Source organism: Streptomyces marokkonensis (assembly GCF_039539045.1).
Taxonomy (GTDB): domain Bacteria; phylum Actinomycetota; class Actinomycetes; order Streptomycetales; family Streptomycetaceae; genus Streptomyces; species Streptomyces marokkonensis.
In genome coordinates this window covers 1-22,766 of sequence record NZ_BAABCQ010000086.1, presented here as the reverse complement: position 1 = coordinate 22,766, position 22,766 = coordinate 1, and the positions used below count along the sequence as shown (strand labels likewise).

General features: G+C 71.4%; 21 protein-coding genes. 10 read left to right on the top strand and 11 right to left on the bottom strand.

The annotated features are described in order from the left end of the window. The first annotated feature begins 193 nt into the window (after window positions 1–193). The 4 genes from ABEA26_RS21295 to ABEA26_RS21280 all read left to right on the top strand — a co-directional run bounded on the left by ABEA26_RS21295 (window position 194) and on the right by ABEA26_RS21280 (window position 6,614). Window positions 194–2,908 (top strand): glycosyltransferase family 4 protein, encoded by a 2,715-nt coding sequence (locus ABEA26_RS21295; RefSeq protein WP_345594465.1) that lies wholly within the window; start codon window positions 194–196, stop codon window positions 2,906–2,908. Between the two features lie 263 nt (window positions 2,909–3,171). Further along, window positions 3,172–4,119: a class I SAM-dependent methyltransferase gene (locus ABEA26_RS21290; protein WP_345594464.1), complete on the top strand. Its 948-nt coding sequence runs from the start codon at window positions 3,172–3,174 to the stop codon at window positions 4,117–4,119. Between the two features lie 45 nt (window positions 4,120–4,164). Continuing rightward, the gene (locus ABEA26_RS21285; protein ID WP_425587874.1) at window positions 4,165–5,340 is read left to right on the top strand and encodes an acyltransferase family protein; all 1,176 of its coding nucleotides are present in this window, start codon (window positions 4,165–4,167) and stop codon (window positions 5,338–5,340) included. 230 nt (window positions 5,341–5,570) lie between these two features. Next, on the top strand, window positions 5,571–6,614 hold the full coding sequence (locus ABEA26_RS21280; protein WP_345594463.1) for a class I SAM-dependent methyltransferase: 1,044 nt from the start codon (window positions 5,571–5,573) through the stop codon (window positions 6,612–6,614). A 238-nt stretch (window positions 6,615–6,852) separates the two neighbouring features. On the opposite strand, the gene ABEA26_RS21275 is transcribed toward ABEA26_RS21280, so the two are convergent. Beyond that, window positions 6,853–8,433 carry an acyl-CoA mutase large subunit family protein gene (locus ABEA26_RS21275; RefSeq protein WP_345594462.1) on the bottom strand — a complete coding sequence of 527 codons (1,581 nt, stop codon included), beginning with the start codon at window positions 8,431–8,433 and terminating at the stop codon, window positions 6,853–6,855. Between the two features lie 252 nt (window positions 8,434–8,685). Here ABEA26_RS21275 and ABEA26_RS21270 point away from each other — a divergent pair, with 252 nt between their 5' ends. Then, window positions 8,686–9,612: a L,D-transpeptidase family protein gene (locus ABEA26_RS21270; protein WP_345594461.1), complete on the top strand. Its 927-nt coding sequence runs from the start codon at window positions 8,686–8,688 to the stop codon at window positions 9,610–9,612. Between the two features lie 146 nt (window positions 9,613–9,758). Here the strand turns inward: ABEA26_RS21270 and ABEA26_RS21265 are convergent, their stop codons facing one another. The 7 genes from ABEA26_RS21265 to ABEA26_RS21235 all read right to left on the bottom strand — a co-directional run bounded on the left by ABEA26_RS21265 (window position 9,759) and on the right by ABEA26_RS21235 (window position 16,657). Beyond that, window positions 9,759–11,009: a hypothetical protein gene (locus ABEA26_RS21265; protein WP_345594460.1), complete on the bottom strand. Its 1,251-nt coding sequence runs from the start codon at window positions 11,007–11,009 to the stop codon at window positions 9,759–9,761. Further along, window positions 11,009–11,671 (bottom strand): RNA polymerase sigma factor, encoded by a 663-nt coding sequence (locus ABEA26_RS21260; protein WP_345594480.1) that lies wholly within the window; start codon window positions 11,669–11,671, stop codon window positions 11,009–11,011. The genes ABEA26_RS21265 and ABEA26_RS21260 overlap by 1 nt, the downstream gene beginning before the upstream one ends. Window positions 11,672–12,032: 361 nt before the next feature. Next, window positions 12,033–12,911, bottom strand: a complete 879-nt coding sequence (locus tag ABEA26_RS21255; RefSeq protein ID WP_345594458.1) for a hypothetical protein — start codon at window positions 12,909–12,911, stop codon at window positions 12,033–12,035. Beyond that, window positions 12,908–13,525 carry an RNA polymerase sigma factor gene (locus ABEA26_RS21250; RefSeq protein WP_345594457.1) on the bottom strand — a complete coding sequence of 206 codons (618 nt, stop codon included), beginning with the start codon at window positions 13,523–13,525 and terminating at the stop codon, window positions 12,908–12,910. The genes ABEA26_RS21255 and ABEA26_RS21250 overlap by 4 nt, the downstream gene beginning before the upstream one ends. Window positions 13,526–13,731: 206 nt before the next feature. After that, window positions 13,732–14,118, bottom strand: a complete 387-nt coding sequence (locus tag ABEA26_RS21245; RefSeq protein ID WP_345594479.1) for a hypothetical protein — start codon at window positions 14,116–14,118, stop codon at window positions 13,732–13,734. Between the two features lie 251 nt (window positions 14,119–14,369). Continuing rightward, window positions 14,370–14,933 carry a hypothetical protein gene (locus ABEA26_RS21240; RefSeq protein ID WP_345594455.1) on the bottom strand — a complete coding sequence of 188 codons (564 nt, stop codon included), beginning with the start codon at window positions 14,931–14,933 and terminating at the stop codon, window positions 14,370–14,372. 110 nt (window positions 14,934–15,043) lie between these two features. Then, window positions 15,044–16,657 carry a beta-N-acetylhexosaminidase gene (locus tag ABEA26_RS21235; protein WP_425587873.1) on the bottom strand — a complete coding sequence of 538 codons (1,614 nt, stop codon included), beginning with the start codon at window positions 16,655–16,657 and terminating at the stop codon, window positions 15,044–15,046. 212 nt (window positions 16,658–16,869) lie between these two features. Between ABEA26_RS21235 and ABEA26_RS21230 the strand changes: the two genes are divergently transcribed. The 5 genes from ABEA26_RS21230 (at window position 16,870) to ABEA26_RS21210 (ending at window position 21,132) form a co-directional block, all read left to right on the top strand. Then, the gene (locus ABEA26_RS21230; protein WP_345594453.1) at window positions 16,870–17,430 is read left to right on the top strand and encodes a 2-oxo-4-hydroxy-4-carboxy-5-ureidoimidazoline decarboxylase; all 561 of its coding nucleotides are present in this window, start codon (window positions 16,870–16,872) and stop codon (window positions 17,428–17,430) included. A 285-nt stretch (window positions 17,431–17,715) separates the two neighbouring features. Continuing rightward, on the top strand, window positions 17,716–18,096 hold the full coding sequence (gene sdhC, locus ABEA26_RS21225) for a succinate dehydrogenase, cytochrome b556 subunit (protein ID WP_279560220.1): 381 nt from the start codon (window positions 17,716–17,718) through the stop codon (window positions 18,094–18,096). A 5-nt stretch (window positions 18,097–18,101) separates the two neighbouring features. Next, entirely contained in the window at window positions 18,102–18,584 is a 483-nt protein-coding gene (locus tag ABEA26_RS21220; protein ID WP_345594450.1) for a succinate dehydrogenase hydrophobic membrane anchor subunit, read from the top strand. 20 nt (window positions 18,585–18,604) lie between these two features. Beyond that, window positions 18,605–20,359: a succinate dehydrogenase flavoprotein subunit gene (gene sdhA, locus ABEA26_RS21215; RefSeq protein WP_345594448.1), complete on the top strand. Its 1,755-nt coding sequence runs from the start codon at window positions 18,605–18,607 to the stop codon at window positions 20,357–20,359. Beyond that, on the top strand, window positions 20,359–21,132 hold the full coding sequence (locus tag ABEA26_RS21210; protein ID WP_345594447.1) for a succinate dehydrogenase iron-sulfur subunit: 774 nt from the start codon (window positions 20,359–20,361) through the stop codon (window positions 21,130–21,132). Before sdhA ends, ABEA26_RS21210 begins: the two co-directional genes overlap by 1 nt. 138 nt (window positions 21,133–21,270) lie before the next feature. On the opposite strand, the gene ABEA26_RS21205 is transcribed toward ABEA26_RS21210, so the two are convergent. The 3 genes from ABEA26_RS21205 to ABEA26_RS21195 form a co-directional block, all read right to left on the bottom strand. After that, window positions 21,271–21,537, bottom strand: a complete 267-nt coding sequence (locus ABEA26_RS21205; RefSeq protein ID WP_345594446.1) for a TM2 domain-containing protein — start codon at window positions 21,535–21,537, stop codon at window positions 21,271–21,273. Between the two features lie 211 nt (window positions 21,538–21,748). After that, window positions 21,749–22,168, bottom strand: coding sequence for a DUF2752 domain-containing protein (locus ABEA26_RS21200; RefSeq protein WP_345594445.1), 420 nt, complete (start codon window positions 22,166–22,168; stop codon window positions 21,749–21,751). After that, window positions 22,161–22,658: a TM2 domain-containing protein gene (locus ABEA26_RS21195; RefSeq protein ID WP_345594443.1), complete on the bottom strand. Its 498-nt coding sequence runs from the start codon at window positions 22,656–22,658 to the stop codon at window positions 22,161–22,163. The genes ABEA26_RS21200 and ABEA26_RS21195 overlap by 8 nt, the downstream gene beginning before the upstream one ends. Window positions 22,659–22,766 lie beyond the last annotated feature (108 nt).

Here is a 22,766-nt window from a genome sequence, read left to right as displayed (position 1 = left end):
CGACGAGAACATGAACGCAGGGCGTGGCAATGACCGGACCGCGCTCCGTTCATTGCTTTTTCATTCATCGCCCGCCACTTCTCGTGCAAAGATCTGTGGGGAACCTCCTCCGAATGAACACATCTCCGTGCCCTGTGCCCTGTGCACGCGTACACGTGTTCATCACAGACCCTTTGGACTGGGCTGGTCGTCTATGCGTATCGCCGTCTTCATCGAGAACCGCAACGGTGTCGGTCTCACCGCGCGGATCCTGAGCGCCCCGGGCGCACGGGAGCACACCTTCCTGCTGGTCACGGCCGACCTCGACGGAGACGTGGGGCGATGGATCGGGGAGGAGGCGTCGGCCCGACTCGACGGTACGCCGGTACGCAACCTGTTCCGGGAGGAGGAGACGCTCGCGCACGCGCAGTTCCTGGAGGAGACGGGACCGCGAATGTCGGAGTTCGCGCGGGCCGAGTCCGTCGACCGGCTGATCCTCTTCAACGACCAGTCGCAGCGCGGCAGCAGGGTCGCCCAGGCCCTCTCCGACACGCTGCCGGTGGTACTCGTCCAGGACGGCCATCTCGACTTCCACTACAAGAGGCTCAGCCCCGGGCGGCGCGACCAGAACTGGTACTACGGGTCCTCGGACGCCGCCGCCGTCTGCGTCTGGGGACCGGCCACCGCCCACCACCTGCTGTTCCGCACGGCGGACGCGGACCCGGTCGTCCACATCACCGGCGCCCTCGGCCACAGCGACGACCCCGACCTGCTGCGCGCCGCGCACCACCCGGCGCCGCGGCCGGCGCGCCCCTCCCGGGAACCGCTGCGGATCATCGTTCTCGACCAGCCCCTGGGCGACCAGCGCAAACTGGCGGCCGGGGAGCACCGCGAGTACCTGCGGGCGGCCTGCGAGAGCCTCACCGAATTCGGCGAGGTCGCGATCAAACCGCATCCCTCGACCCTCTCCGGGCACCTGAACTGGCTGGGCACACTGCCCGGAGTCACCGTCCTCGACGAGTCGGCGCTCGTGGACGCGGCCGGCCTGGACTCCTACGACCTGGCCGTCACCTTCTTCTCCACGACCTACCTGCAGACACTGCGGGCCGGTGTACCGCTGGTGCTCTTCAGCCCGCCGCCGCTGAACATCGTCTTCCCCGCCGTCAACCACGCGCTGCTGCGCAACGTCGGCAGCGTCGGCGAACTCACCGACGTGGCCGGGCAGCTGCACCGCACCGGCAAGTTCACCGGCAACAACACCGGGGAGCCGCTGACCCACTTCCTCACCTTCCACGACGACGTGGCCGAGCGGATCCTCGCGGTGACCCTGGAGGCGAAGGTACGCGAGCCGCGAGCCGCTCCGGGCCCCGCCCCGGACGCCCTCACGCCGACGGGCACCCGGGCCGAGCGCGCGCTGCGGGCCGTACGGGAGCGGCAGACGCCCCCGCGTTCATTGGCCGTCCTGGGCCTGGGCTTCGGCTATGTCACCGGCGTGGCGATCCCCGTGCTGACGTACACCCAGGCGCTGCTCGGGCACTCCCCCGTGGACATCCGCTACATCGACCTGAGCGCCTACCACCGTACCGAGGACGTCCTCGACGCGCTGCGGGACGTCGACGTCGTACTCGTCAACAGCCTCGCCCCGCTGTGGCGTTCGGCCATCGGCAACGAACTGGTGGGCGAACTGGCGTCCGCCGGTCGAAAAGTCTTCCTGTACGCCCACGAGACCGAGCACGTCATGGCCTACGAGGCCGAGCACCACACCCTGCGGCACAAGGAGATGCTCCGGCTCCTGCCGCGAACAGGCGTGCTGTGCGTGTCCTCCGCCCAGGCCGACATGTTCCGCGCACTGGGGGTCACCGACCCCGTGGTCGTCTACAACACCGTCCCGCAGGACGCCCACCGGGTCCGCGCCCGGGTCGCGCCGGGTGAGCGGCCGCGGATCGTGATGGTCGGTTCCATGCAGGACCGTAAGGGCCTGGACATCTTCTCCCGGGTCGCGGAGCTCGCGTCCGCCGAGGGGCTTTCCTGGCGGTTCGCGTGGATCGGCCACCGCACGCCGCGGATCGCCTCCTCGACCCTGCTCTCCGACCGGGTGACCTGGATGGGCTCGCTGTCGCGGGCCGGGGTGAGGGAGGAACTCGCCGCGTCGGACGTCTTCTTCCTCTCCTCCGTCGACGACCCGATGCCACTGTCGGTGGTCGAGGCCGTCCAGCAGCGGCTGCGGGTGGTCACCTACCGGCGGGTGGGCTCCCACGAGGTGCTCGACGGGGTGTCCGGCTACCGGTCCTTCTCCGACTACACCCCCCGAGCGGCCCTCGAGGCACTGCGCGCGGCGCTCGGCGAGCGGGTCGCGGAGGACGACTACCGGGAGGTCGAGGAACTCTTCGGCATCCCCGCGTTCACCGCGCGGATGACGGCCGCGCTGGGACTTCCCGGGCCGGACGACGTGCCGGACCGGCCGCGGCCCGCCACGCCCGTCAAGGACGGCGACCCGGCGGACGGCCACACGCCGGACGGACGCCCGGGGGGCAGCGACACGGCGGACGGGCACGGCGCCGGGGAGCTGCGGGCGGTCGTCCCGCAACAGGTCCGGCACCTCAACGAGGACTTCAAGCGCCATGTCGGCAAGGGCAACATCGAGGACGCGCTGCGTGTGGGCACCGAGATCCTGCGCCGTCGGCAGCCGGTGGACGTGCTGATCGGCATGGCCGAGCTGCGCGCCGCCCGGGGTCAGACCAAGGAGGCCTGCCAGCTGCTGGCCGCGGCGGCGATCGTCGGCGGCGACCGGGGCAGGGTGTGGGCCGAGATCTCCCGCGTGGCGGCCCTGCTCGGCGCCCGCGGACGGGCCATCCGCCAGCTGGCCCGCAAGGAGTCGGTCCGGGCCCAGGTGACCCACCACTCGGCGCGACTGCGCAAGGGCGACTGAGCGAGGCCCTCCCGGAACTCCGGCCGTCCGACCGGACACCCGGAGTTCCACAGAAGTTCTCCTGACGTCCCGCTCGGTTGTTCTTCTTCCGAACAGACGCTGCCTAGCCTGTGCCGCACTCACCCCTCTGCCCACCCGGTCCCCCAGCATCGCCGGCACCACCAGCACCGACGTTCAGCCCCACCGGCGCCATAGCACCGCCAGCCCCACCCGTGTTCCTCGTACTCACGCACGACTCCGTGACGGATTGAGGCCTTGACCCCATGAACAGCCGTTCCATGCTCCGCAGTTCGGTCTCCCGGCGCCTGCTGCGCCCGGTCGCCGACCTCATCGACCAGCGCATCGAGCGGCAGGTCCGCTCGGCGACGCGTCGTACCGGCACCCAGGGCCCGACGGGCCGCCCGGACACCGAGCAGCTGGTGCGCGACGTCGAGATGCTCAAGCGTCGGCAGCTCACCTTCGACCTGCTCTGCGGCCCCCGCGGTCGCGGTATCTCCCGCATGGTCGCCGAAGCTCCGCTGGAACGTCTGTACACCGAGGTCGCGGCGCTGTCCGGCGACCGTGACGCGGCGGTACGCAACGTCACCGCCGCCTTCCGGCTGCTCGTCGCGCTGGAGTCGCTGGGCGTCGGCCGGATCGCGGGCGGCACCATGAACATCTGCGGCAAGCTGGGCACGATCCCGCTGCTCGACCCGCCGAACGACGAGATCCTGGAGATCGGCACGCTGTACGGCATGTTCTCCGCCGGCCTCGTCCGGATGATGGAGCGCGACGGCCGCAGCCCCGGTCTGACCATCGTCGACCCGTTCGCCGGCGTGCAGCTCCAGCCCGGCACCGACCAGCGCGCGGACCCCACCGGGGCCCCGGTCGACGAGCACGCCGTACGCACCAACCTGGGCCTCGCCGGTCCGGCGGGCGCGGCGGCGCGCATCCAGCAGGGGTTCTCCGAGGATCCCGAGACCCGGGCCGCCGTGTCGGACCGCCGCTACGGTGTGATCGTCGTGGACGGTGACCACTCGGCCAAGGGCGTCGCCCAGGACCTCGAGTGGGTCGAGGAGATCGCCGCGCCCGGTGCGATCGTCGTCCTGGACGACTTCGGCGACCCCCACTGGCCGGGCATCAAGGAAGCCCTGGACGACCATCTCAAGGGCGAGACCCGCCTCACCTACCTGGGCAAGGCCGCGCACTCGGCGTACCTGCGGGCGTCCTGACCATCGACACCGGCCGGACACAGCGGTCGAAGGAGTAGTACGAACGTGACCGATACGGTCGTGAGCACGTCGACAGCGCGGCCCGGGACGACGGCCGCCTCCCCTGCGACACCGCCCGAAACGGCGCCGGCACCGCCCGGACCGGCGCCGGAGAAGCGCAAGTCCGCCCCGGGCCGACTGCGGGCCCTGGACGGCCTGCGGCTGGTGGCCGCGCTGATGGTGGCGGCGTACCACTACGGCGGGCGAGGGGGCTTCGTCACCGACGCCTGGGGCAGCTCCCCCGAGCTTCAGTTCCCGACGCTGCACTCCGTGTTCGCCTACGGCTGTCTCGGTGTCCAGGTCTTCTTCGTGATCAGCGGCTTCGTGATCTGCATGAGCGGCTGGGGACGGTCCCTGTCGTCGTTCTTCGCGTCCCGCGTGTCCCGGCTGATGCCCACCTACTGGGTGGCGGTCGTCCTGGTGACCGCGGTGTTCGCGCTGCCGGCGGTCGCCTACGAAGCTGTCTCACCGAGCGACGCCCTGGTCAACCTGACGTTGTTGCAGCAGCCGTTGGGCGCCGACCGGGTGCTGGGCGTGTGCTGGACGCTGTGGGTGGAGGTCCGCTTCTACGCGCTGTTCGCGCTGTGCGTCGTCCTGCCCGGCACCAACCGCCGACGGGTCCTCATGTTCTGCGGCGGCTGGCTCCTGGCGGCGGTGCTCGCGCGGGCCGCGGACGAGCCGCTGCTCGACCTGGTGCTGATGCCGGAGCACGCCCCCTTCTTCGTGGGCGGCATCGGCCTGTACCTCGTCCACCGCGACCGGCGGGACGCCCACGGGTGGGCCGTCACGGCCGTGAGCTTCCTGGTCGGGCAGCACTACGCGGTGGCCGATCTGTGGAACGCCGCCGACCCGGACGCCTTCGCCCACCGCACCACGTTCGGCATCGTCCTGGTCGTCGCCCTCGGTTTCGTGGCGGTGGCGGCGATCGCGCTGGGCTGGCTGAGTTGGGCGAACTGGCGCTGGCTGACGGTGGCCGGGGCGCTGACGTACCCCTTCTACCTGGTGCACGAGCACCTGGGCTGGGTGGCGATACACGTCCTGCACCGTGATCTGCGCGTGCCGTCCGCGGCGACCTTCGTACTGACGACGGCCGCGATGCTGCTGCTCGCCTGGCTGTTGCACCGGTTCGTCGAGAAGCCCCTGACCCCGCGCCTGCGTTCGGCGCTCTCCCGCAAGCTCTGAGCGCGTCCGGGCCGCATCCGCACCGCTGGATGTCTCAGCCGTGCGGTTCTGTGAACGGCGCGTTGAATCGATCCGCACCAGAGGTGCCCGATCAAGGACCGCCCGAGGGAAGGGCCAGTGCACTCACGGAGGGCGCCCACCCGAATGCTTTAGGTGATTAGTGTGATGTTCTGCCCACGAGATTGCGCGTGCCGACCACGCGACAGGCCTCGAAGAGGCATCCTCACCTCATGGCCACTGCGCAAGAGACGCACAAACACCCCAGCGAGCTGAACGACGTCCCCGGCTGGTTCTGGCCGCTCGACCAAGTTCTGTTCTCCTGGTTCCTGGAGCGGCAGGAGCAGCAGGAGGCCCGGGGCGATCTGCTCGAACTGGGCGCCTACCTGGGCAAGAGCGCGATCCTGCTGGGACACCACCTGCGAGACGGCGAGACATTCACGGTCTGCGACCTGTTCGGGGCCGAGCCGCCGGACGCGGCGAACCGGGCGGAGGCGGCGAAGTCGTACTCCTCGCTCACCCGGCAGGCCTTCGAGCAGAACTACCTCTCTTTCCACGACGCCCTGCCGACGATCATCCAGGCCCCCAGCTCCGCGGTCACCGACGAGGTCGCGCCCGGCACCTGCCGCTTCGCCCACATCGACGCCTCGCACCTGTACGAGCACGTGCAGGGCGACATCGGCGCGGCCCGCGATCTGCTGCTGCCCGACGGCATCGTCGTCCTCGACGACTTCCGCAGCGAGCACACGCCTGGCGTCGCCGTCGCCACCTGGGAGGCCGTGCTCAACCGGGGGCTGCGTCCCGTCTGCCTGAGCAGCCAGAAGCTCTACGCCACCTGGGGCGACCCCGAGCCCGTGCAGGAGGAACTGCTCGCGGCGCTGAGCGAGCGCGACGACTGTTCCGTGACCGTGGAGCAGGCCGCCGGACACCGGCTGGTCCGGGCCCGCGCCAAGGGCAAGCGGATGCGGCTGCCCTCGCTGCCGCCGTCACTGCACCCGGCACCCGCCGCGGAGCCCAGCCCGCCGGCACCCGCCCCACCGGTGCCCGCCGCCTCGGTGGTGCGGCCGGACAGCACGCCCGTGCCGGAGCAGTCCAGGCAGGCGCGTCCGGCGGACCGCGCCGACCGCGCGGCTCGGACGAAGCGGCCGCCGACTCCGCGCGAGCGCACCCGCCGTCTCGCGCTGGACCTGCTGCCGCCGATCGCCACCCGTGCCGTGCGCCGGTACCGGGCGGCTCAGCGGGCGAAGGCGTCGGGTACGCCTCAGTCGAGGCGGTAGGCGGACCCGATCCCCTCCTTGACGGCTACCCGCACCGGTTCGGACTGGGCGGCTGAGGCCGAACCGGTTCCCGTCCGGCTCAGTCGTCGCAGTCAAGGAGGCCCCGTCGGCAGCCACAACCCGACGCCGGGTGGCCGGACAGCTTCTCCCGGAGATGGCCGGCAGCATCGGCAAGCGGCGACTCGTGCCGCATCACAGCCACGGCACCCTCCTTACGGGAACACCCTGATAGCCCAGTTCAGAAGGCGTCCGAGGGCACGTACGTCCCCCAGACGTCCCGCAGCGCGTTGCACACCTCGCCCACCGTGGCCCGTGCCCGCAGGGCGTCCTTCATGGGGTAGAGGACGTTGTCCTCGCCCTCGGCGGCCTTCTTCAGGGCGGCGAGGGCGGTGTCCACCGCCTGCTGGTCGCGTTCGGCGCGGAGCTTGGCGAGGCGTTCGGCCTGCTGGGCCTCGATGGCCGGGTCGACGCGGAGGGGCTCGTAGGGCTCCTCCTCGTCGAGCTGGAAGCGGTTGACGCCGACCACGACCCGCTCGCCGGAATCGGTCTCCTGCGAGATGCGGTAGGCGGAGCGCTCGATCTCGGACTTCTGGAAGCCGTGCTCGATGGCGTTGACCGCGCCGCCGAGGTCCTCGACCTTCCGCATCAGTTCGAGGATCGCCGCCTCGACGTCGTCGGTCATCCTCTCGACGACGTAGGAGCCGGCGAAGGGGTCGACGGTCGCCGTCACGTCCGTCTCGTAGGCCAGGACCTGCTGGGTGCGCAGGGCCAGGCGGGCGGATTTGTCGGTGGGCAGTGCGATGGCCTCGTCGAAGGAGTTGGTGTGCAGGGACTGCGTGCCGCCCAGGACGGCGCCCAGGCCCTGCACGGCGACGCGGACCAGGTTCACCTCGGGCTGCTGGGCGGTCAGCTGCACCCCGGCCGTCTGGGTGTGGAAGCGCAGCATCAGCGACTTGGGGTTCTTCGCGCCGAACTCCTCGCGCATCACCCGCGCCCAGATCCGGCGGGCCGCGCGGAACTTGGCGACCTCCTCCAGGATCGTCGTACGCGCCACGAAGAAGAACGACAGGCGGGGCGCGAAGTCGTCGACGTCCATGCCGGCCGCCACCGCCGTGCGCACGTACTCGATGCCGTCCGCGAGGGTGAACGCGATCTCCTGCGCGGGAGAGGCACCGGCCTCGGCCATGTGGTAACCGGAGATCGAGATGGTGTTCCACTTCGGGATCTCGGCCCGGCAGTACTTGAAAATGTCCGCGATCAGACGCAGCGAGGGCTTCGGCGGGAAGATGTACGTCCCCCGGGCGATGTACTCCTTCAGCACGTCGTTCTGGATCGTGCCGGTCAGCTGGTCGGCGCCGACGCCCTGCTCCTCGGCGACCAGTTGGTACAGCAGGAGCAGCAGGGAAGCCGGGGCGTTGATCGTCATCGACGTGGAGACCTTGTCCAGCGGGATCCCGCCGAACAGCACCCGCATGTCGTCGACCGAGTCGATCGCCACACCGACCTTGCCGACCTCGCCGCTCGCGATCGGCGCGTCCGAGTCGTGGCCCATCTGCGTCGGCAGGTCGAAGGCGACCGACAGGCCCATCGTGCCGTTCGCGATCAGCTGCTTGTAACGGGCGTTCGACTCCGTCGCCGTACCGAAACCCGCGTACTGGCGCATCGTCCAGGGCCGGCCGGTGTACATCGACGGGTACACACCCCGCGTGAACGGGTACGTGCCTGGTTCGCCGAGCTTCTCGGCCGGGTCCCAGTCCGCCTGGGTGTCGGGTCCGTAGACCGGTTCGATGGGCAGTCCGGACTCAGACTCGCGCGCCATGGTGTGATGCCTCCCGCTGAGCACATGTTCGAACTGCTCGAACTACCCGTCAGATACTCGCCAATACGGACCGACCTTCGACGGACTGTAGCGGCGCACGCGCCACCCGGTGGAGGGCCTCGCGCTGGGACCTTGCTCACAATCCCGCCGCGGTCCCGTTCACAACGATGCCGTGCCGTTCACGACGCGTCATCCGGGGGGAGACATCTCGGGGGACGTCCGTACCGGGCAGTGAGACGGCGGGGGGCCGTGATGCGTATGACGGGCATGGGGAACGTGGGGAGGGCGGTCGCCGTCGCCCTGGGGGCCGCGCTGGCGGCGGGCGGCTGCACCGTGCAGGGCACGGGTGTGGACGGCAAGGGGCGTGCGCCGGTGCACATAGAGGTCACCGGGACGCCGCCGAAGCAGCCGAAGCAGCCGAAGCAGCCGAAGCAACTGACGGAACCGAAGCCGCCGGAACAACCGACACGGCGGAAGCAACCGGCCCGGCCGAAGAACACGCCGGCCGGCGACCCGCCGTCGAGCGCGCCGCCCGCCCGTGCCGAGCCCCGGGTGCTGTGGAGGCGGGGCGACACCGGCCGGGACGTCCGTGAGCTGCAGGCCCGGCTGCGCCAGGTGGAGTGGCTCGTCGACGGGCCGACCGGGACCTACGACGACCTCACCGAGCGCGCGGTGAGCGGCTTCCAGGGCAAGCGCGGGCTGCCCAGGACGGGCCGGACCGACACCGTCACCTGGCAACGGCTGCTGGGCATGTCGCGGGAGCCGGGTACATGGGAGCTGTACCTGATGGGCGGGCAGCCGGCCGCCGCGCCCGACCCGCGCTGCCTGACCGGCCGGGTGCTGTGCGTCAGCAAGTCGAGCCGGACACTGCGCTGGATGATCGACGGACGGACCCTGTCGACGATGCCGGTGCGGTTCGGCTCGCAGTACACGCCGACCCGGGAGGGCGTGTTCCAGGTCTACTGGAAATCCCGCCACCACGTCTCGACGCTCTACGACTCCGCCATGCCGTACGCGATGTTCTTCAGCGGCGGGCAGGCCGTGCACTACTCGGACGACTTCGCTGTCCGCGGCTACGCGGGCGCCTCGCACGGCTGCGTCAACGTACGGGACGAGGCGGCGATCGCGGATCTGTACGCGCGGGTGAGGAACGGCGACAAGGTCGTCGTGTACCGGTGACGCGGTGTGGGCGGTGGTCCGTGTGTCAGGAGTGGGGCGCGGGCGGGACCGGGGGAACGTGTCCCGCCCGCGCCCAGGTGCACGAGCCGTAGGTACGGGGGGAACCCCGGCTCGGTGCGAAAGCCGATGACCAGTCGGCTCACTCATTACTGCGCCAGGGCGGCCGAAAGTGTCACACCCTCGGCGAGGGAACCGTTCCAGCTCTGCGAAAGCGCAGGTCGGAAGTCATTGATGACGGCGGACGACGCGTGCGGCGCGTGCGGCGGGTGATTCGGCCGCTGCTGCGGCAGGGGCACGAGGGCCGAGGGTGCGTGCGGAACGCGGTGATGCCCGGCGGGCGGGGTTATGTGGGGGCCGTCGTCGTCCTTGCCGTCCTTGCCGCCCTTGTCGCCGTCGCCCTTCTTTTCGCCGCCCTCACCCTCTTGGTCGCCCTCGCCCCCTTTGCCGCCCTCGTTCCCTCTACCGCCCTTGTCGCCCTTGTCGTCGGAGTCGCCCGTCTCCTTCTCGGTCTCCCGCTCCCGGGGCGTCTTTCCGGACTCGTCGGAATCGCTGCCCGTCCTGCCGCTGCTGCGGTCCTGGGCAGCGCCGTCGGTCCCGGCGAGGAGGTTCCTGCAGTACGTGCCGACCCGCGAGGAGCCCCCGGCCGCCTCCTTCAGCGCCCGCCTGCGGGTGCCCTCGAGTTCCTGGCCGGCGCCCATGTCACGGCAGGACGCGGTGAGGCCCGGCCGCCCGCCGGGGGAGCCGTCCGCCCGGTCGTCGGCGTCGGAACGGGACCCGGAGTCACGGCCCTCGGCCGTACCGCCGCCCGCGTCGCTCCCCGCACCGCTCCGGTCCGGGTCGCCGGACCCGGGCCCGCCGGGCGCAGGCCCGCCCCGCGCACCGGCGGGCGGCGAGGGCGACGCGAGCGGGCGGTCGGGGGACGCGGCCGCCGAGACGGTGGCGCCGGGTTCCGCTTCGGCACCGTCGAACGGTGTCGGCAGAACTCCGGTTCCGGCGGCCACCGCCACGGAGCCGACCATGCCGACGGTCAGCGCGGCGGCCAGCCCGAGGCGCAGGGGGCGGCTCCAGCGCGGCCGTCGGGCGCCGCCGGCGCGCGGGGCGATGCGCACCAGTCCGGCGTCGGAGGGCTGCGGTACGGCGTCGTGCCCGGGGGCGTCCGACGTCCCCGCCCGCGCATCCGCCCGCTCGGCCCGCGCCTCGCGGAAGGCGGCGAGCGCGGCGGCCTCGCCGGGGAGTTCCGTACTGCTCGGCACGGGTGGGGCGGAGAGTGCGCCCAGGGCCCGGGCGAGCCGTGCGGCGCGGTCGCGGGCCGCGGGGTCGACGGCCTCCGGTGACTCTCCGCGCAGCAAGATCTCCGCCGTTTCGCGGTCCAGCCACCTGTCCTGCTCGTCGGCCATCACATGTCCTTCTGCGTCCGCGTACGCGTATGCGTCACAGTCGCGGACGTCACCGCACGTCGGTGCGGTTCTCGCTGAGGCGGCAGGGCGTCGAGCCCGCTGCCCGATTCCGGATCCCCGCCGAGCAGCTCGGCCAGGCGCTTCAGGCCGCGGTGCGCCGCCGTGCGGACGGCACCGGGTCGTTTGCCCAGCGTCTCGGCGGCGCTCTTGGCGTCGAGGCCCACCACCACGCGCAGGACGACGGCCTCCGCCTGGTCCTGGGGCAGCCGGGCGATGAGGGAGAGGGTGCTGTCGGTGGCCAGGGCCTCCATGGCCTCGTCAGCGGTGTCGGACTCGGACGGCCTGCCGGTCAGCTCCGACTCGTCGCCGCCCGTGGCGGGCCGGCGGCCGCGCATACGGATGTGGTCCAGCGCGCGGTTGCGGGCGATACGGGCGGCCCAGCCGCGGAAGCGGTCCGCGTCGCCGTCGAAGCGTTCCAGGTCACGGGCGATCTGCAGCCAGGCTTCGGATGCCACGTCCTCGGCGTCGGGATCACCGACCAGCGTCCGTACGTACCCCAGCAGTCGCGGATGCACCGCCCGGTACACGGTCCGGAACGCGGTCTCCTCCCCGCCCTGCGCCGCACGTACCGCGGCGGTCAGCTCCGCGTCGTCCCCCAGCACCGAGCCTCTCTTTGCGCCTAGGCCGGCGCCGCTCTCGCGGACCGGGTACTCGCCGTCGTGGTTCTCCATCGGTGGTCACGGTGGTCCACCGCTCACGTGATGCGGGCGGGCAGGCCCCCGCTGATCGGCGCGAATGGCACGTTACGTCTTGAAACCGCCACTCGTCCATGTCCTCATCCCATTGCCGTACAAGATGCAACTGAGCCGTGACGCCGTGAGGTGTGACAGAAAACGCGGTGGCGGCGCTGTAGGGAGTACGGGCCGCCGCGCGGCCCGTGCCGCGCGACGGCCGGGGCCTCTCCTGTGGGGGGTGGCGGCCCCGGCCGTTGCCTTGGCCGCCGCGATCGCCCCTGGTGCGAGGCTACTTGTCCTCGCCGGCCCGGTCCGTCCGCTCCGCGTCCGCGTTGCCGTTCACGTCGCCGCTCCCGCTCCCGCTCCCATCGCGGTTGCTGTTCCCGTTGCCGTTCACCGCGCCGGCCGCGTTGCCGTTCACGCGTCCCGGGGCGGCCGGTTCAGCCGCGCCGCTCGGCCCGTCCGGGTCGTCCGGGGTGTTCGGTGCGCTCGGCGGGGACTGAGGGGCCTGCCGCCGCGCGCAGTAGGACCCGACGTTCTCCTCGTCGCCCGCCGCCGCGACGAGCCGCTGCCAGGCAGGGGCGTCCAGCGCCTTGCCGCGGCCCTCCAGCCGCTCGTGGGCGCGGCAGCCGCCCCCGGTGTCCCGGGCGGTGGCCGGTCGGTCCGGCCGTGCGGGGGCGCCGGAAGCCGGGGCGGCGGGTCGTGGGGTGGTGATCGGACGGACCTCGGTGCCGCTCGTGGCGGCGGGCGGACGGGTACGGTCGGGCCCGGCGGCGTCCTGGGCGGAGCCACCCGCGCCGATCGCCGCGTAGGCGACGCCGCCCAGGGTGAGGCTCGCCAACAGAACGGAGAGCGCGGTCTTCAACGTGCGCCCCGTGCCTGCGCGCTCGCGGGGACGCCAGTCGTCCCGCCGGCGGGTGCGCGCGGCCCGGTCCGGCGCCGCGTCCACAGCGGCCCGGAACGCGGCCACGGCCCGTCGCTGTCCCTCGGCGTCGACGTGCTCCTCCCGCAGGACGGCGGCGAGCGACCTCTCCATCCCGGGGGTGTCGTGGTGAGCGGGCCGGGTGCCGGCGTGGCCGCCACCGCTGTCGTCTCCGCCGTGCTGAGCGCCCATGTCCGCCTCCGTTTCCGCCCGGCCGGCCGGGCCGCCGTCGTCGGTGCCCGTCATGTCGGCTCCCCCAGCGTCCTGGGCGGGTCGTCCGTCACACCGGCGACGCCCGTCTGCCGTGCCAGCCTCTTCAGCCCCCGGTACGTCGCCGTGCGCACCGCGCCGGGCCGTTTGCCGAGGACGCGCGCGGCGGACGGTCCGTCGAGGCCGACGACGACCCGCAGCAGTACGGCCTCGGCCTGGTCGCGGGGCAGTCCCGCGAGCAGAGCCAGGGCGGCCCGGGTGGACAGCGTCTCCAGTGCCTGATCGGGTGTGGAGTGCGGGCCGGGCAGGTCCAGGACGTCCTGTTCCAACGCCGTCGGGCGGGGCCGTGCCTTCTGGCGGCGCAGGTGGTCCAGGGCCCGGTGCCGGGCGATCGTCGCCGTCCAGCCCCGGAAGCCGGCCCCGTCGCCCCTGAAGCGCCGCAGGTCCCGCGCTATCTCCAGCCACGCGTCCGACGCCACGTCCTCGGCGTCGTCCCCGACGAGGCCGCGCAGATAGCCCAGCAGGCCGGGCTGCACGAGCCGGTAGGCGACCGCGAAGGCGGCCTCGTCACCATTCTGGGCCCGTTCCACGGCCGCGCCCAGTTCCGCGTCGTACGCCTGTACGCGGCGGGGTCCCCCTCGCTGGCCCAAGAACCGTCCTCGTCCGTACCGAGTTCTCCGCGCGCTCGGGTGAGCCCGCCCCCACGGTCATCAGCGTCGGCGCGCGCGGAAGTGTCACATCCGGCGGCCCGGACGGCCGCCCCCGCTCGACGGCGGGCCGCATCCGCCGGGCGGACGAGCACCTCACCGGCGTGGGGGTGCCGTTCGGGGCTCGCCGGGGCCGCGGCGCCTGGTCGTCACCGGGCGGCCGCAGCGTCCCGGCACAGCAGCCGGAGCGACCCGTCGCCGGCGAAGCAGCGGCGGGCCTCGTCGATCGGGTCCCACAGGCGGCCGTCGGGAGTGCGGACCCAGTGATCACCCCCGGTCGCCCACCACTCGCCGCACGCCTGACGCACGATCACCTCTCCCGCGTAGGCGCCGAGTCCGCGCAGCACCGTCTCCACGGCGGCGTACGGCGCTCCCTCGTCCCGGATTCCGTCGATCACGCGGTCGACGCGCCACAGGCTCTGCGCCGAGTAGTCCAGGCGCAGCCGGGCGCCCTCGCGCATCGTGGCCACGGCGTCCGCCGCCCACCGCACCGGCTTCGCGGCGGCCGACGGCCGGTTCTCCTGCTGGGTCGTCAATCCGCTGGTCACAGTCGTCACAACCGCTAAAGCGCCGCCAGGTGGAGTTTCGTCACACGCGTACGCCGGCCTTTCCACGACCGGCGCGGTACCGCCCCAACTCCGCCACCTTCGCCGCACCGCCGCCGCGCGCTCCCCGCACGACGGTCACAGGCGGGCCGGTGCTCAGCCCCGGCCGCGCGCGCCCGGCGGGAGACCATCGCGCGCAGCACCCGGCGGCCCCTCCGTGGAGACCCGGCGGGCCGGGCGTGTCACAGCGGCACCACGCCCAGCCGGTCGAGGAACCGGAAGAAGAGGTTTTCGGCCAACGGGCCGGCGACCGGGCGGACCTCCGCACCCGGGCCCGAAGCACCGTCGGAGCGGGAATCGCCACCGGGGTCGGCCGACAGCACTTCCGCCAGCTCACCGGCGCTCGCGGTGCGCCCCGCCTCGGCGGCCCAGGCAACGGCGCGCTCGGCGGCGTCGCGGGGCTCCAGGAAGTAGTCCTCCAGGGTGAGCCCCTCCTTCTCGGCGCCGAGGTACCCGGCCATCGCGACCCGCGCCAGGCAGGTCGTCCACGCCCCGCTCTCGGGCGCCGCCGCCTCCACGACGACGCAGTCGCTGTCCATGACGTAGCCGAACAGCGCGGGCGCGCCGGTCTGTCCGGCCAGGTCGTTCATGTTCCCGACGTCTCCGTCGCCGCCCGGGAACTCCCACACCTGCCAGCCGCCCGGCGCGGACAGCCGCAGGGTCATGCCCGCGGCGCCCGACAGCGCGTCCAGCTCCGCGAGCGGCCGATCGGCGCGGCCCACGACGAAATACCCCCAGTAGCCCATGTCCCGGCTCCCCCCGGCGTGTCGGTTCCGATCGTCAAAAGACCACCACAGCCGTACGGGAGTTCGCAGCCGTATCGGACAATCCGCGCGACGTCCGGGGGCGCACGGGATCAGTCGAGGCGGTTCGCCAGCGACTTGAAGTCGGCCCAGGACAGCTCGGGTTCGTCCGGGTCCCACAGCTTCTGGACCGTCGCGGCCAGCGGCAGCCGGATCCCGTCGGCGACCTGGGCCTGCGTCTGCGCGTTCGGCAGGTCGCCCCAGACGGCGAAGCTGCCGCCCAGTATCTGGTCGTCGTACTTCGCGTCGACCGCGGTGGTGCCGCGCAGGACGCGCGGGGTCCACTGCTCGTAGATGCGCTCTCCGGTCGGGTAGACGAAGGTCTGCGGTTCGCCGAGCACGTAGTAGAGGAACTCGTCGTTGTAGTTGAGGACCTCGCGGCCCGCGCTCAGGTACTCCGTGGGCGGGCGGGCGCCGATCTCCTTGCCGGTCCAGTAGGCGACCTTGATTTCCTTCAGGGGCTCGACGGACGTGTCCTTGAAGAAGCCGTCGTTCCAGGCGCGCGGGATGCGGTCGTGCGCCATGACCGTCTCGGCCCGGCCGTTGAGCCAGCCGGTGGTGAGGTCGGCGACGGTGCCGCCGGGGCCGTACGCCTCACGGGCCGCGGCGGCGAGATCCGGGTAGGACGCCTCGGGGTCGGACACCGTGAGCGCCTGGTACTCGTCCGCGCCCAGGTGGAACCGGGAGCCGGGGAAGAGGTCGGCGTACTCGTCGAGCAGGTCGTCGACGATCTCGGCGGCCTCGGGCTTGGAGATGTCGATCGCACCGCGCGTGGGCGTGCCCTGGGCGTTGCGCAGCTGGAGGTCGGGGTGGGCGGCGAGCACGGCACCGAGGTGGCCGGGCGAGTCGATCTCGGGGACGACGGTGATGTGCCGGGAGGCGGCGAGGTCGATGATCTCCTTGACCTGGTCCTTGGTCAGGTGGTCGTCGGAGACGATCTCGGGGTGCGAGTCGGACTCGATACGGAAGGCCTGGTCGTCGGAGAAGTGCAGACCCAGTTCGTTGTACTTCAGGTCGCCCAGCTCGCGGATCCGGTCCTTTATCCAGTCGGCGTCGTAGTGCTTGCGCGCGATGTCGAGGCTGAGGCCGCGCCGCGGTTTGGCCGGCTCGTCCGTCACGACGCCCTCCGGCGCGGCGGCGCCGCCGTCGACCGCCTGTTTCAGGGTGCGGGTGCCGTAGTAGACGCCGGCCTCGGCCGGCCCGGTGACGGTGACCCGGCCGTCGCGCACGGTCATGGTGTACGACTCCGGGTCCGCGCCCTTGTCCTCCTTGACGTCCAGCAGCACGTCCCCGGCGCGTTCGTCGTTCTTCTCCCCCGCGTACGTCAGCCCCAGTTCGTCGGCCATCAGGCGCCCCTCGTCGGCGAGAGCGGCGTCGGCGACGACGACGCGGTGCTCCTTCTCCGCCTGCCATCCGGGGCCGCGGGCCGGGGTGTGATCGCGTACGGCGGGTATGGTCCGCGGCTCCTTGGACAGCGCGTAGGAGCGGCTGGGGCTGGGCGCGGCGGCCTTGGGGGCTCTCGCGGCCGAGCCCGCGGACCCGCCGTCGCCCTCACTGTCGGTGGCCCACAGGCCTGCTCCCACACCGAGCGAGGCGACCACCGCACCGGTGATCACGGCCCGCTGCCTCACATTGTGTGCCGGTGTCCGGCGTCCGTGCTGGCTCACAGCGGCAACCTATGGCCGTGAGCTTCTCCATGCGTCCACCACATGTTCTGAAACTCTCCCGTTCGGGTGAAATTGGGGCATCGGCCGGACACGTCATGCCGTCAATCGATAACGTGACGGCACATCTTTCGCACAATCCCCTGCCGACACACACGTGAAGCCCACGAGGACCCACGCTGCCTGCGCACCGTCTCCCAGACCTCCCCGGCCGAGTGGCCATACCGGTACCGACGCAAACCCACGCCACACCGGTAACCGCCTCCTCACTGGAGCACTTCAACACCACCCCCGCCGAAGAGGCCGTCCAGGCCCTCCTCACCTGCCTGAACAGTCGCCACTGGGCCCATCGCCTCACCGCCCACCGCCCCTATCCGGACCTGCCCGCCCTGCTGGCCGCAGTGGACGAGGCCGCCTACGACCTCTCCCCGGAGGACCTGACGGAGGCGCTGGCGGCCGAGGCCCTGCCCGCCCTGCCGGAGGACACGTACGCGGTGGCCCACACGGCACTGAGCGCGGCCACCGCGGCCTACGAGAGCCGCTTCGGACACGCGTTCGCCATCTGCCTGGACGGCATGCCCGCGAATGAGGCCCTGGACCATGTACTCGAAGGCATCCGGTCACGATTGACAAACGATCCGGAGGAGGAACGCCAGGTCGCGGCCGACGAACTGAGGCGCCTCGCGAGAGGCAGGCTGCCCGACGCCCTTCAGGGGCGCGGGGCTGCGACCTTCAGGGTCGCGGGCCGTGACCTTCAGGACGACCCGGGGCTGTGACCTTCGGGGACGCAGGGCTGTGACCTCAGCGGCTGCACCGTGCGGGCGCGCCCGGCCGGCAACGACCCACACCCGGCAAACCACCCGAAGCCCCTGCCTCCCGAGCCGCCCCGCAGGCCTCGGACTGCTCCTTTGAGTGCAACTTTGATCACACAGGCGGGCCCCCCGTAAGCACCACGGGCAACCGTCGCTACGATGCTGGGGGCCGGTGGACCGTACCCGGCCGGGCCCGACCGACAAGGAAAGCCGGCGCGGCCCCAATCCCCGCTCCCGGAGGAAACTTCCGTGCCGGCTGGAACGCTGTACCGCGGCCGGGAAGGAATGTGGTCATGGGTGGCTCATCGAGTCACCGGCGTCCTCATTTTCTTCTTCCTGTTCGTCCACGTGCTGGACACCGCTCTCGTCCGTGTGTCCCCCGAGGCCTACGACACCGTCGTGGCCACGTACAAAACGCCGATCGTCGCGCTGTTGGAGTACGGCCTCGTGGCCGCCATCCTCTTCCACGCGCTCAACGGCCTGCGCGTCATCGCCGTCGACTTCTGGGTCAAGGGCGCCCGCTACCAGAAGCAGATGCTCTGGACCGTTGTCGGCCTGTGGCTCGTGCTGATGATCGGGGCGATCTACCCCGTGCTCGGCCACGCCGCTCGTGAACTGTTCGGGAGCTGACGCGCATGTCCACTGCTGAAACCACCGCTTCCGGCGTCGGCCCCGTCGAGGGCCCGTCCGCCTACACGGTCGACAACCCGGCGCCGCTGATCGAAGCCCCGCGCCGGCGCACCAAGAAGACCCCGAAGTCCACGCGGGGCAACTTCGAGATGGCCGCCTGGCTGTTCATGCGCCTGTCCGGCGTCGTGCTGGTCGTCCTGGTCATCGGGCACCTGCTCATCCAGCTGGTACTGGACGGTGGCGTCTCGAAGATCGGCTTCGCCTTCGTGGCCGGCCGCTGGGCCTCGCCGTTCTGGCAGGTCTGGGACCTGCTGATGCTGTGGCTCGCGATGCTGCACGGCGGGAACGGCCTGCGCACGGTCATCAACGACTACGCGGAGCGTCCGAACACCCGGCTGTGGCTCAAGGGTCTGCTCTACACCGCCACGGTGTTCACCATCCTGCTGGGCACGCTGGTGATCTTCACCTTCGACCCGAACATCCGCTAGGCACGGGGCTGCGAAAAAACATGAAGGTACACAAGTACGACACCGTCATCGTCGGCGCCGGTGGCGCCGGCATGCGCGCGGCCATCGAGTCGACGAAGCGCAGCCGCACCGCCGTGCTGACGAAGCTCTACCCCACCCGCTCCCACACCGGTGCGGCGCAGGGCGGCATGGCCGCCGCGCTGGCCAACGTGGAGGAGGACAACTGGGAGTGGCACACCTTCGACACGGTCAAGGGCGGTGACTACCTGGTCGACCAGGACGCCGCCGAGATCCTGGCGAAGGAGGCCATCGACTCGGTCCTCGACCTGGAGAAGATGGGCCTGCCGTTCAACCGGACGCCGAACGGCACGATCGACCAGCGCCGCTTCGGCGGTCACAGCCGCAACCACGGCGAGGCCCCGGTCCGCCGCTCCTGCTACGCGGCCGACCGCACCGGTCACATGATCCTCCAGACGCTGTACCAGAACTGCGTCAAGGAGGGTGTGGAGTTCTTCAACGAGTTCTACGTCCTGGACCAGCTGATCACCGAGGTCGACGGCGTCAAGAAGTCCGCCGGTGTGGTCGCCTACGAGCTGGCCACCGGCGAGATCCACGTCTTCCACGCGAAGTCCGTGATCTACGCCTCCGGTGGCACCGGCAAGTTCTTCAAGGTGACGTCGAACGCGCACACGCTGACCGGTGACGGTCAGGCGGCCGTGTACCGGCGCGGGCTGCCGCTGGAGGACATGGAGTTCTTCCAGTTCCACCCGACCGGCATCTGGCGCATGGGCATCCTGCTGACGGAGGGCGCCCGCGGTGAGGGCGGCATCCTCCGCAACAAGGACGGCGAGCGCTTCATGGAGAAGTACGCGCCGGTCATGAAGGACCTCGCCTCCCGCGACGTCGTCTCCCGCTCCATCTACACGGAGATCCGCGAGGGCCGCGGCTGCGGTCCCGAGGGCGACCACGTCTACCTGGACCTCACCCACCTCCCGCCGGAGCAGCTGGACGCCAAGCTGCCCGACATCACGGAGTTCGCGCGGACCTACCTCGGCATCGAGCCCTACACGGACCCGATCCCGATCCAGCCGACGGCGCACTACGCGATGGGCGGCATCCCGACCAACGTCGAGGGTGAGGTCCTCATGGACAACACCACCGTCGTCCCGGGCCTGTACGCGGCCGGCGAGGTCGCCTGCGTGTCGGTGCACGGCGCCAACCGCCTGGGCACCAACTCTCTGCTGGACATCAACGTCTTCGGCAAGCGGGCGGGCATCGCCGCCGCGGAGTACGCGCAGAAGGCGGACTTCGTCGAGCTGCCCGAGGACCCGGAGTCCCTGGTCGTCGCGCAGATCGAGCGGCTGCGCGACTCCACCGGCACCGAGCGGGTCGCCACGATCCGCCGTGAGCTGCAGGAGACCATGGACGCCAACGTCATGGTGTTCCGCACCGAGCAGACGATCAAGACGGCCGTCGAGAAGCTCGCCGAACTGCGCGCCCGCTACCGGAACGTGGCCATCCAGGACAAGGGCCGGCGGTTCAACACCGACCTGCTGGAGGCCGTCGAGCTGGGCAACCTGCTCGACCTGGCCGAGGTCATGGCGGTGTCCGCCCTCGCCCGCAAGGAGTCGCGCGGCGGCCACTACCGCGAGGACTACCCCACCCGCGACGACGTCAACTTCATGCGCCACACGATGGCGTACCGCGAGGTGGGCGACGACGGCACCGAGTCCATCCGGCTCGACTACAAGCCGGTCGTCCAGACCCGCTACCAGCCGATGGAGCGTAAGTACTGATGGCTACCCCTGTCATGGAGAAGAGCGACAAGGCCCCCGAGCCCGGTTTCGCCGACTCCCCGTACATCACGGTCACCTTCCGCGTCCGCCGGTTCAACCCGGAGGTCTCGGCCGAGGCGACCTGGGAAGACTTCCAGCTGGAGATCGACCCGAAGGAGCGCGTCCTGGACGCGCTGCACAAGATCAAGTGGGATCTCGACGGGACCCTCACCTTCCGCCGCTCCTGCGCGCACGGCATCTGCGGGTCGGACGCCATGCGGATCAACGGCAAGAACCGGCTGGCCTGCAAGACGCTGATCAAGGACCTCAGCCCCGAGAAGCCGATCACGGTCGAGGCCATAAAGGGCCTGACGGTCCTCAAGGACCTGGTCGTCGACATGGAGCCGTTCTTCCAGGCGTACCGGGACGTGATGCCCTTCCTGATCACGAAGGACACCAACGAGCCGACGCGTGAGCGCTTCCAGACGGCCGAGGACCGCGAGCGTTTCGACGACACGACGAAGTGCATCCTGTGCGCCGCCTGCACGTCCTCGTGCCCGGTGTTCTGGAACGACGGGCAGTACTTCGGCCCGGCGGCCATCGTCAACGCCCACCGCTTCATCTTCGACTCGCGTGACGAGGCCGGCGAGCAGCGGCTGGAGATCCTCAACGACCGCGACGGCGTCTGGCGCTGCCGCACGACCTTCAACTGCACGGACGCCTGCCCGCGCGGTATCGAGGTCACCAAGGCGATCGCGGAGGTGAAGCGAGCGCTCATCACGCGCCGCTTCTGACCCGCACGCGCCGAGCGTAACGGCCGAGGGCCCCGACCGACTGGATTCGCCAGTCGGTCGGGGCCCTCGGCCGTACCGCTTCGCGACGAGGCCGTGCGACGCCGTCAGCCGTGCGGCCGCTTCGGCCCCGCGGCGGTGTCAGCCGCGCAGCACGCGGCCCTGCTTGTCGGTGCGGTCGCTGCTCACCAGGAAGATGATGCCGTCGATCAGCGCCCAGAAGCCAAGGCCACCGCAGGTGAGCAGCTGCGCGACGCCGACGCCGACGGAGCCGACGTAGAAGCGGCCGATGCCCAGGGTGCCCAGGAAGAGCTGGAGGATACCGGCGACGATCTTCGACTTGTCGGAGTACGGGCGGCCGTGCGGGTCATAGCCGTAGGGAGCGGCGGGGTTCGGGGGGACGGTCATGGTGGTGCTCCTGGGGAGATGTGGGACGTGCCGGGAGGGATGGCCCGGCGGCCCAGGAGGGAACTCCGCTGATCGCGCACCGACCGTGCACGGCGGCCCACGCGATGGCGTGGCCGTCCCCCCTGTGCGAGAGGAGCATAGGGAGACGGGTGGGGTCTGCGGGAGTGGACTCGATCAACCGTTCCCGTTCCGTGATCTCTCGACCGGCGTCTCAGACGAGGTTGCGGGCCACCGTCCAGGCCACCGCCGCCACCAGGATCAGCACCTGGGCCCACGGGGCGATCCGGGGCCGCCAGGAGCGGCCGCGCAGGCCCTCCACCGTCCAGCGGCCCCACAGCGCCAGCGCGAACGGCGCGGCGAGCAGCAGGGCACGGTTGTCCAGCCAGGCCGCGGTGAAGTGACCGTGCATCAGGTCGTACGTCATGCGCGTGCCGCCGCAGGCCGGACAGAGCAGTCCCGTGACGAACCGGAACGGGCACTGGGGCAGGAGGTGGCCGGCCTCGTGCGGGTCGGTGAACCACAGGTACCCGGCGCCCGCGGTGCCCGCGACGAGCACCGCGAGGGGCGCCGCCGCGGGATGCCACGGCAGGCGCCGTCCTGCGGGTGGCGCGGGCGGGGCCGCGTCAGCCACGCAGGACCCGCCCCAGGGAGTCCGTACGGTCGTTGCTGGTGAGGTAGATGATGCCGTCGATCAGCGCCCAGATGCCGAAGCCGCCGCAGGTGAACAGCTGGGCCAGGCCCACGCCGACGGAGCCGACGTAGAAGCGGCCGATGCCGAAGCCGCCGAGGAAGATCTGGAGGACGCCGGCGACGATCTTCGACTTGTCGGAGTACGGGCGGCCGTAGGGGTCGTAGCCGTAGAGCGCGTTGGGGTCGCCCCCGCCGTAGTAGCCGGGTGCCTGCTGGTAACCGGGGCCCTGCTGGTAACCGGGGGCCTGGTAGCCGCCGGGCTGCTGCTGGTAGCCGGGCTGCTGATAACCCGGCTGCTGGTAGCCGCCGGAGGGCTGCTGGGGGCCGCCCTGCGGGTAGCCGTAGGGGCCGGCCTTGTCGGCCGCGCCGGGGCCCTGGTTCGGGTAGCCGTAACCGGGCGGCTGGGACGGCTGCTGCGGCTGCTCGCTCACGGTGGTGTCGCTCCTGGAAGGTACGGGAAACTGCCCGTCATACTGTAGGACTCGGCGGGCAAAGGAAAGCAAGTCGGATCGTAGCCATGTCGTTCTGTGGGCCAAGGA

Excerpts from the sequence above, each read along its gene's own strand:
- ABEA26_RS21295 (WP_345594465.1), top strand. The coding sequence starts at position 194 with ATGCGTATCGCCGTCTTCATCGAGAACCGCAACGGTGTCGGTCTCACC.
- ABEA26_RS21290 (WP_345594464.1), top strand. The coding sequence starts at position 3,172 with ATGAACAGCCGTTCCATGCTCCGCAGTTCGGTCTCCCGGCGCCTGCTG.
- ABEA26_RS21280 (WP_345594463.1), top strand. The coding sequence starts at position 5,571 with ATGGCCACTGCGCAAGAGACGCACAAACACCCCAGCGAGCTGAACGAC.
- ABEA26_RS21275 (WP_345594462.1), bottom strand. The coding sequence starts at position 8,433 with ATGGCGCGCGAGTCTGAGTCCGGACTGCCCATCGAACCGGTCTACGGA.
- ABEA26_RS21270 (WP_345594461.1), top strand. The coding sequence starts at position 8,686 with ATGCGTATGACGGGCATGGGGAACGTGGGGAGGGCGGTCGCCGTCGCC.
- ABEA26_RS21265 (WP_345594460.1), bottom strand. The coding sequence starts at position 11,009 with ATGGCCGACGAGCAGGACAGGTGGCTGGACCGCGAAACGGCGGAGATC.
- ABEA26_RS21255 (WP_345594458.1), bottom strand. The coding sequence starts at position 12,911 with ATGACGGGCACCGACGACGGCGGCCCGGCCGGCCGGGCGGAAACGGAG.
- ABEA26_RS21240 (WP_345594455.1), bottom strand. The coding sequence starts at position 14,933 with ATGGGCTACTGGGGGTATTTCGTCGTGGGCCGCGCCGATCGGCCGCTC.
- ABEA26_RS21220 (WP_345594450.1), top strand. The coding sequence starts at position 18,102 with ATGTCCACTGCTGAAACCACCGCTTCCGGCGTCGGCCCCGTCGAGGGC.
- sdhA (WP_345594448.1), top strand. The coding sequence starts at position 18,605 with ATGAAGGTACACAAGTACGACACCGTCATCGTCGGCGCCGGTGGCGCC.
- ABEA26_RS21210 (WP_345594447.1), top strand. The coding sequence starts at position 20,359 with ATGGCTACCCCTGTCATGGAGAAGAGCGACAAGGCCCCCGAGCCCGGT.
- ABEA26_RS21205 (WP_345594446.1), bottom strand. The coding sequence starts at position 21,537 with ATGACCGTCCCCCCGAACCCCGCCGCTCCCTACGGCTATGACCCGCAC.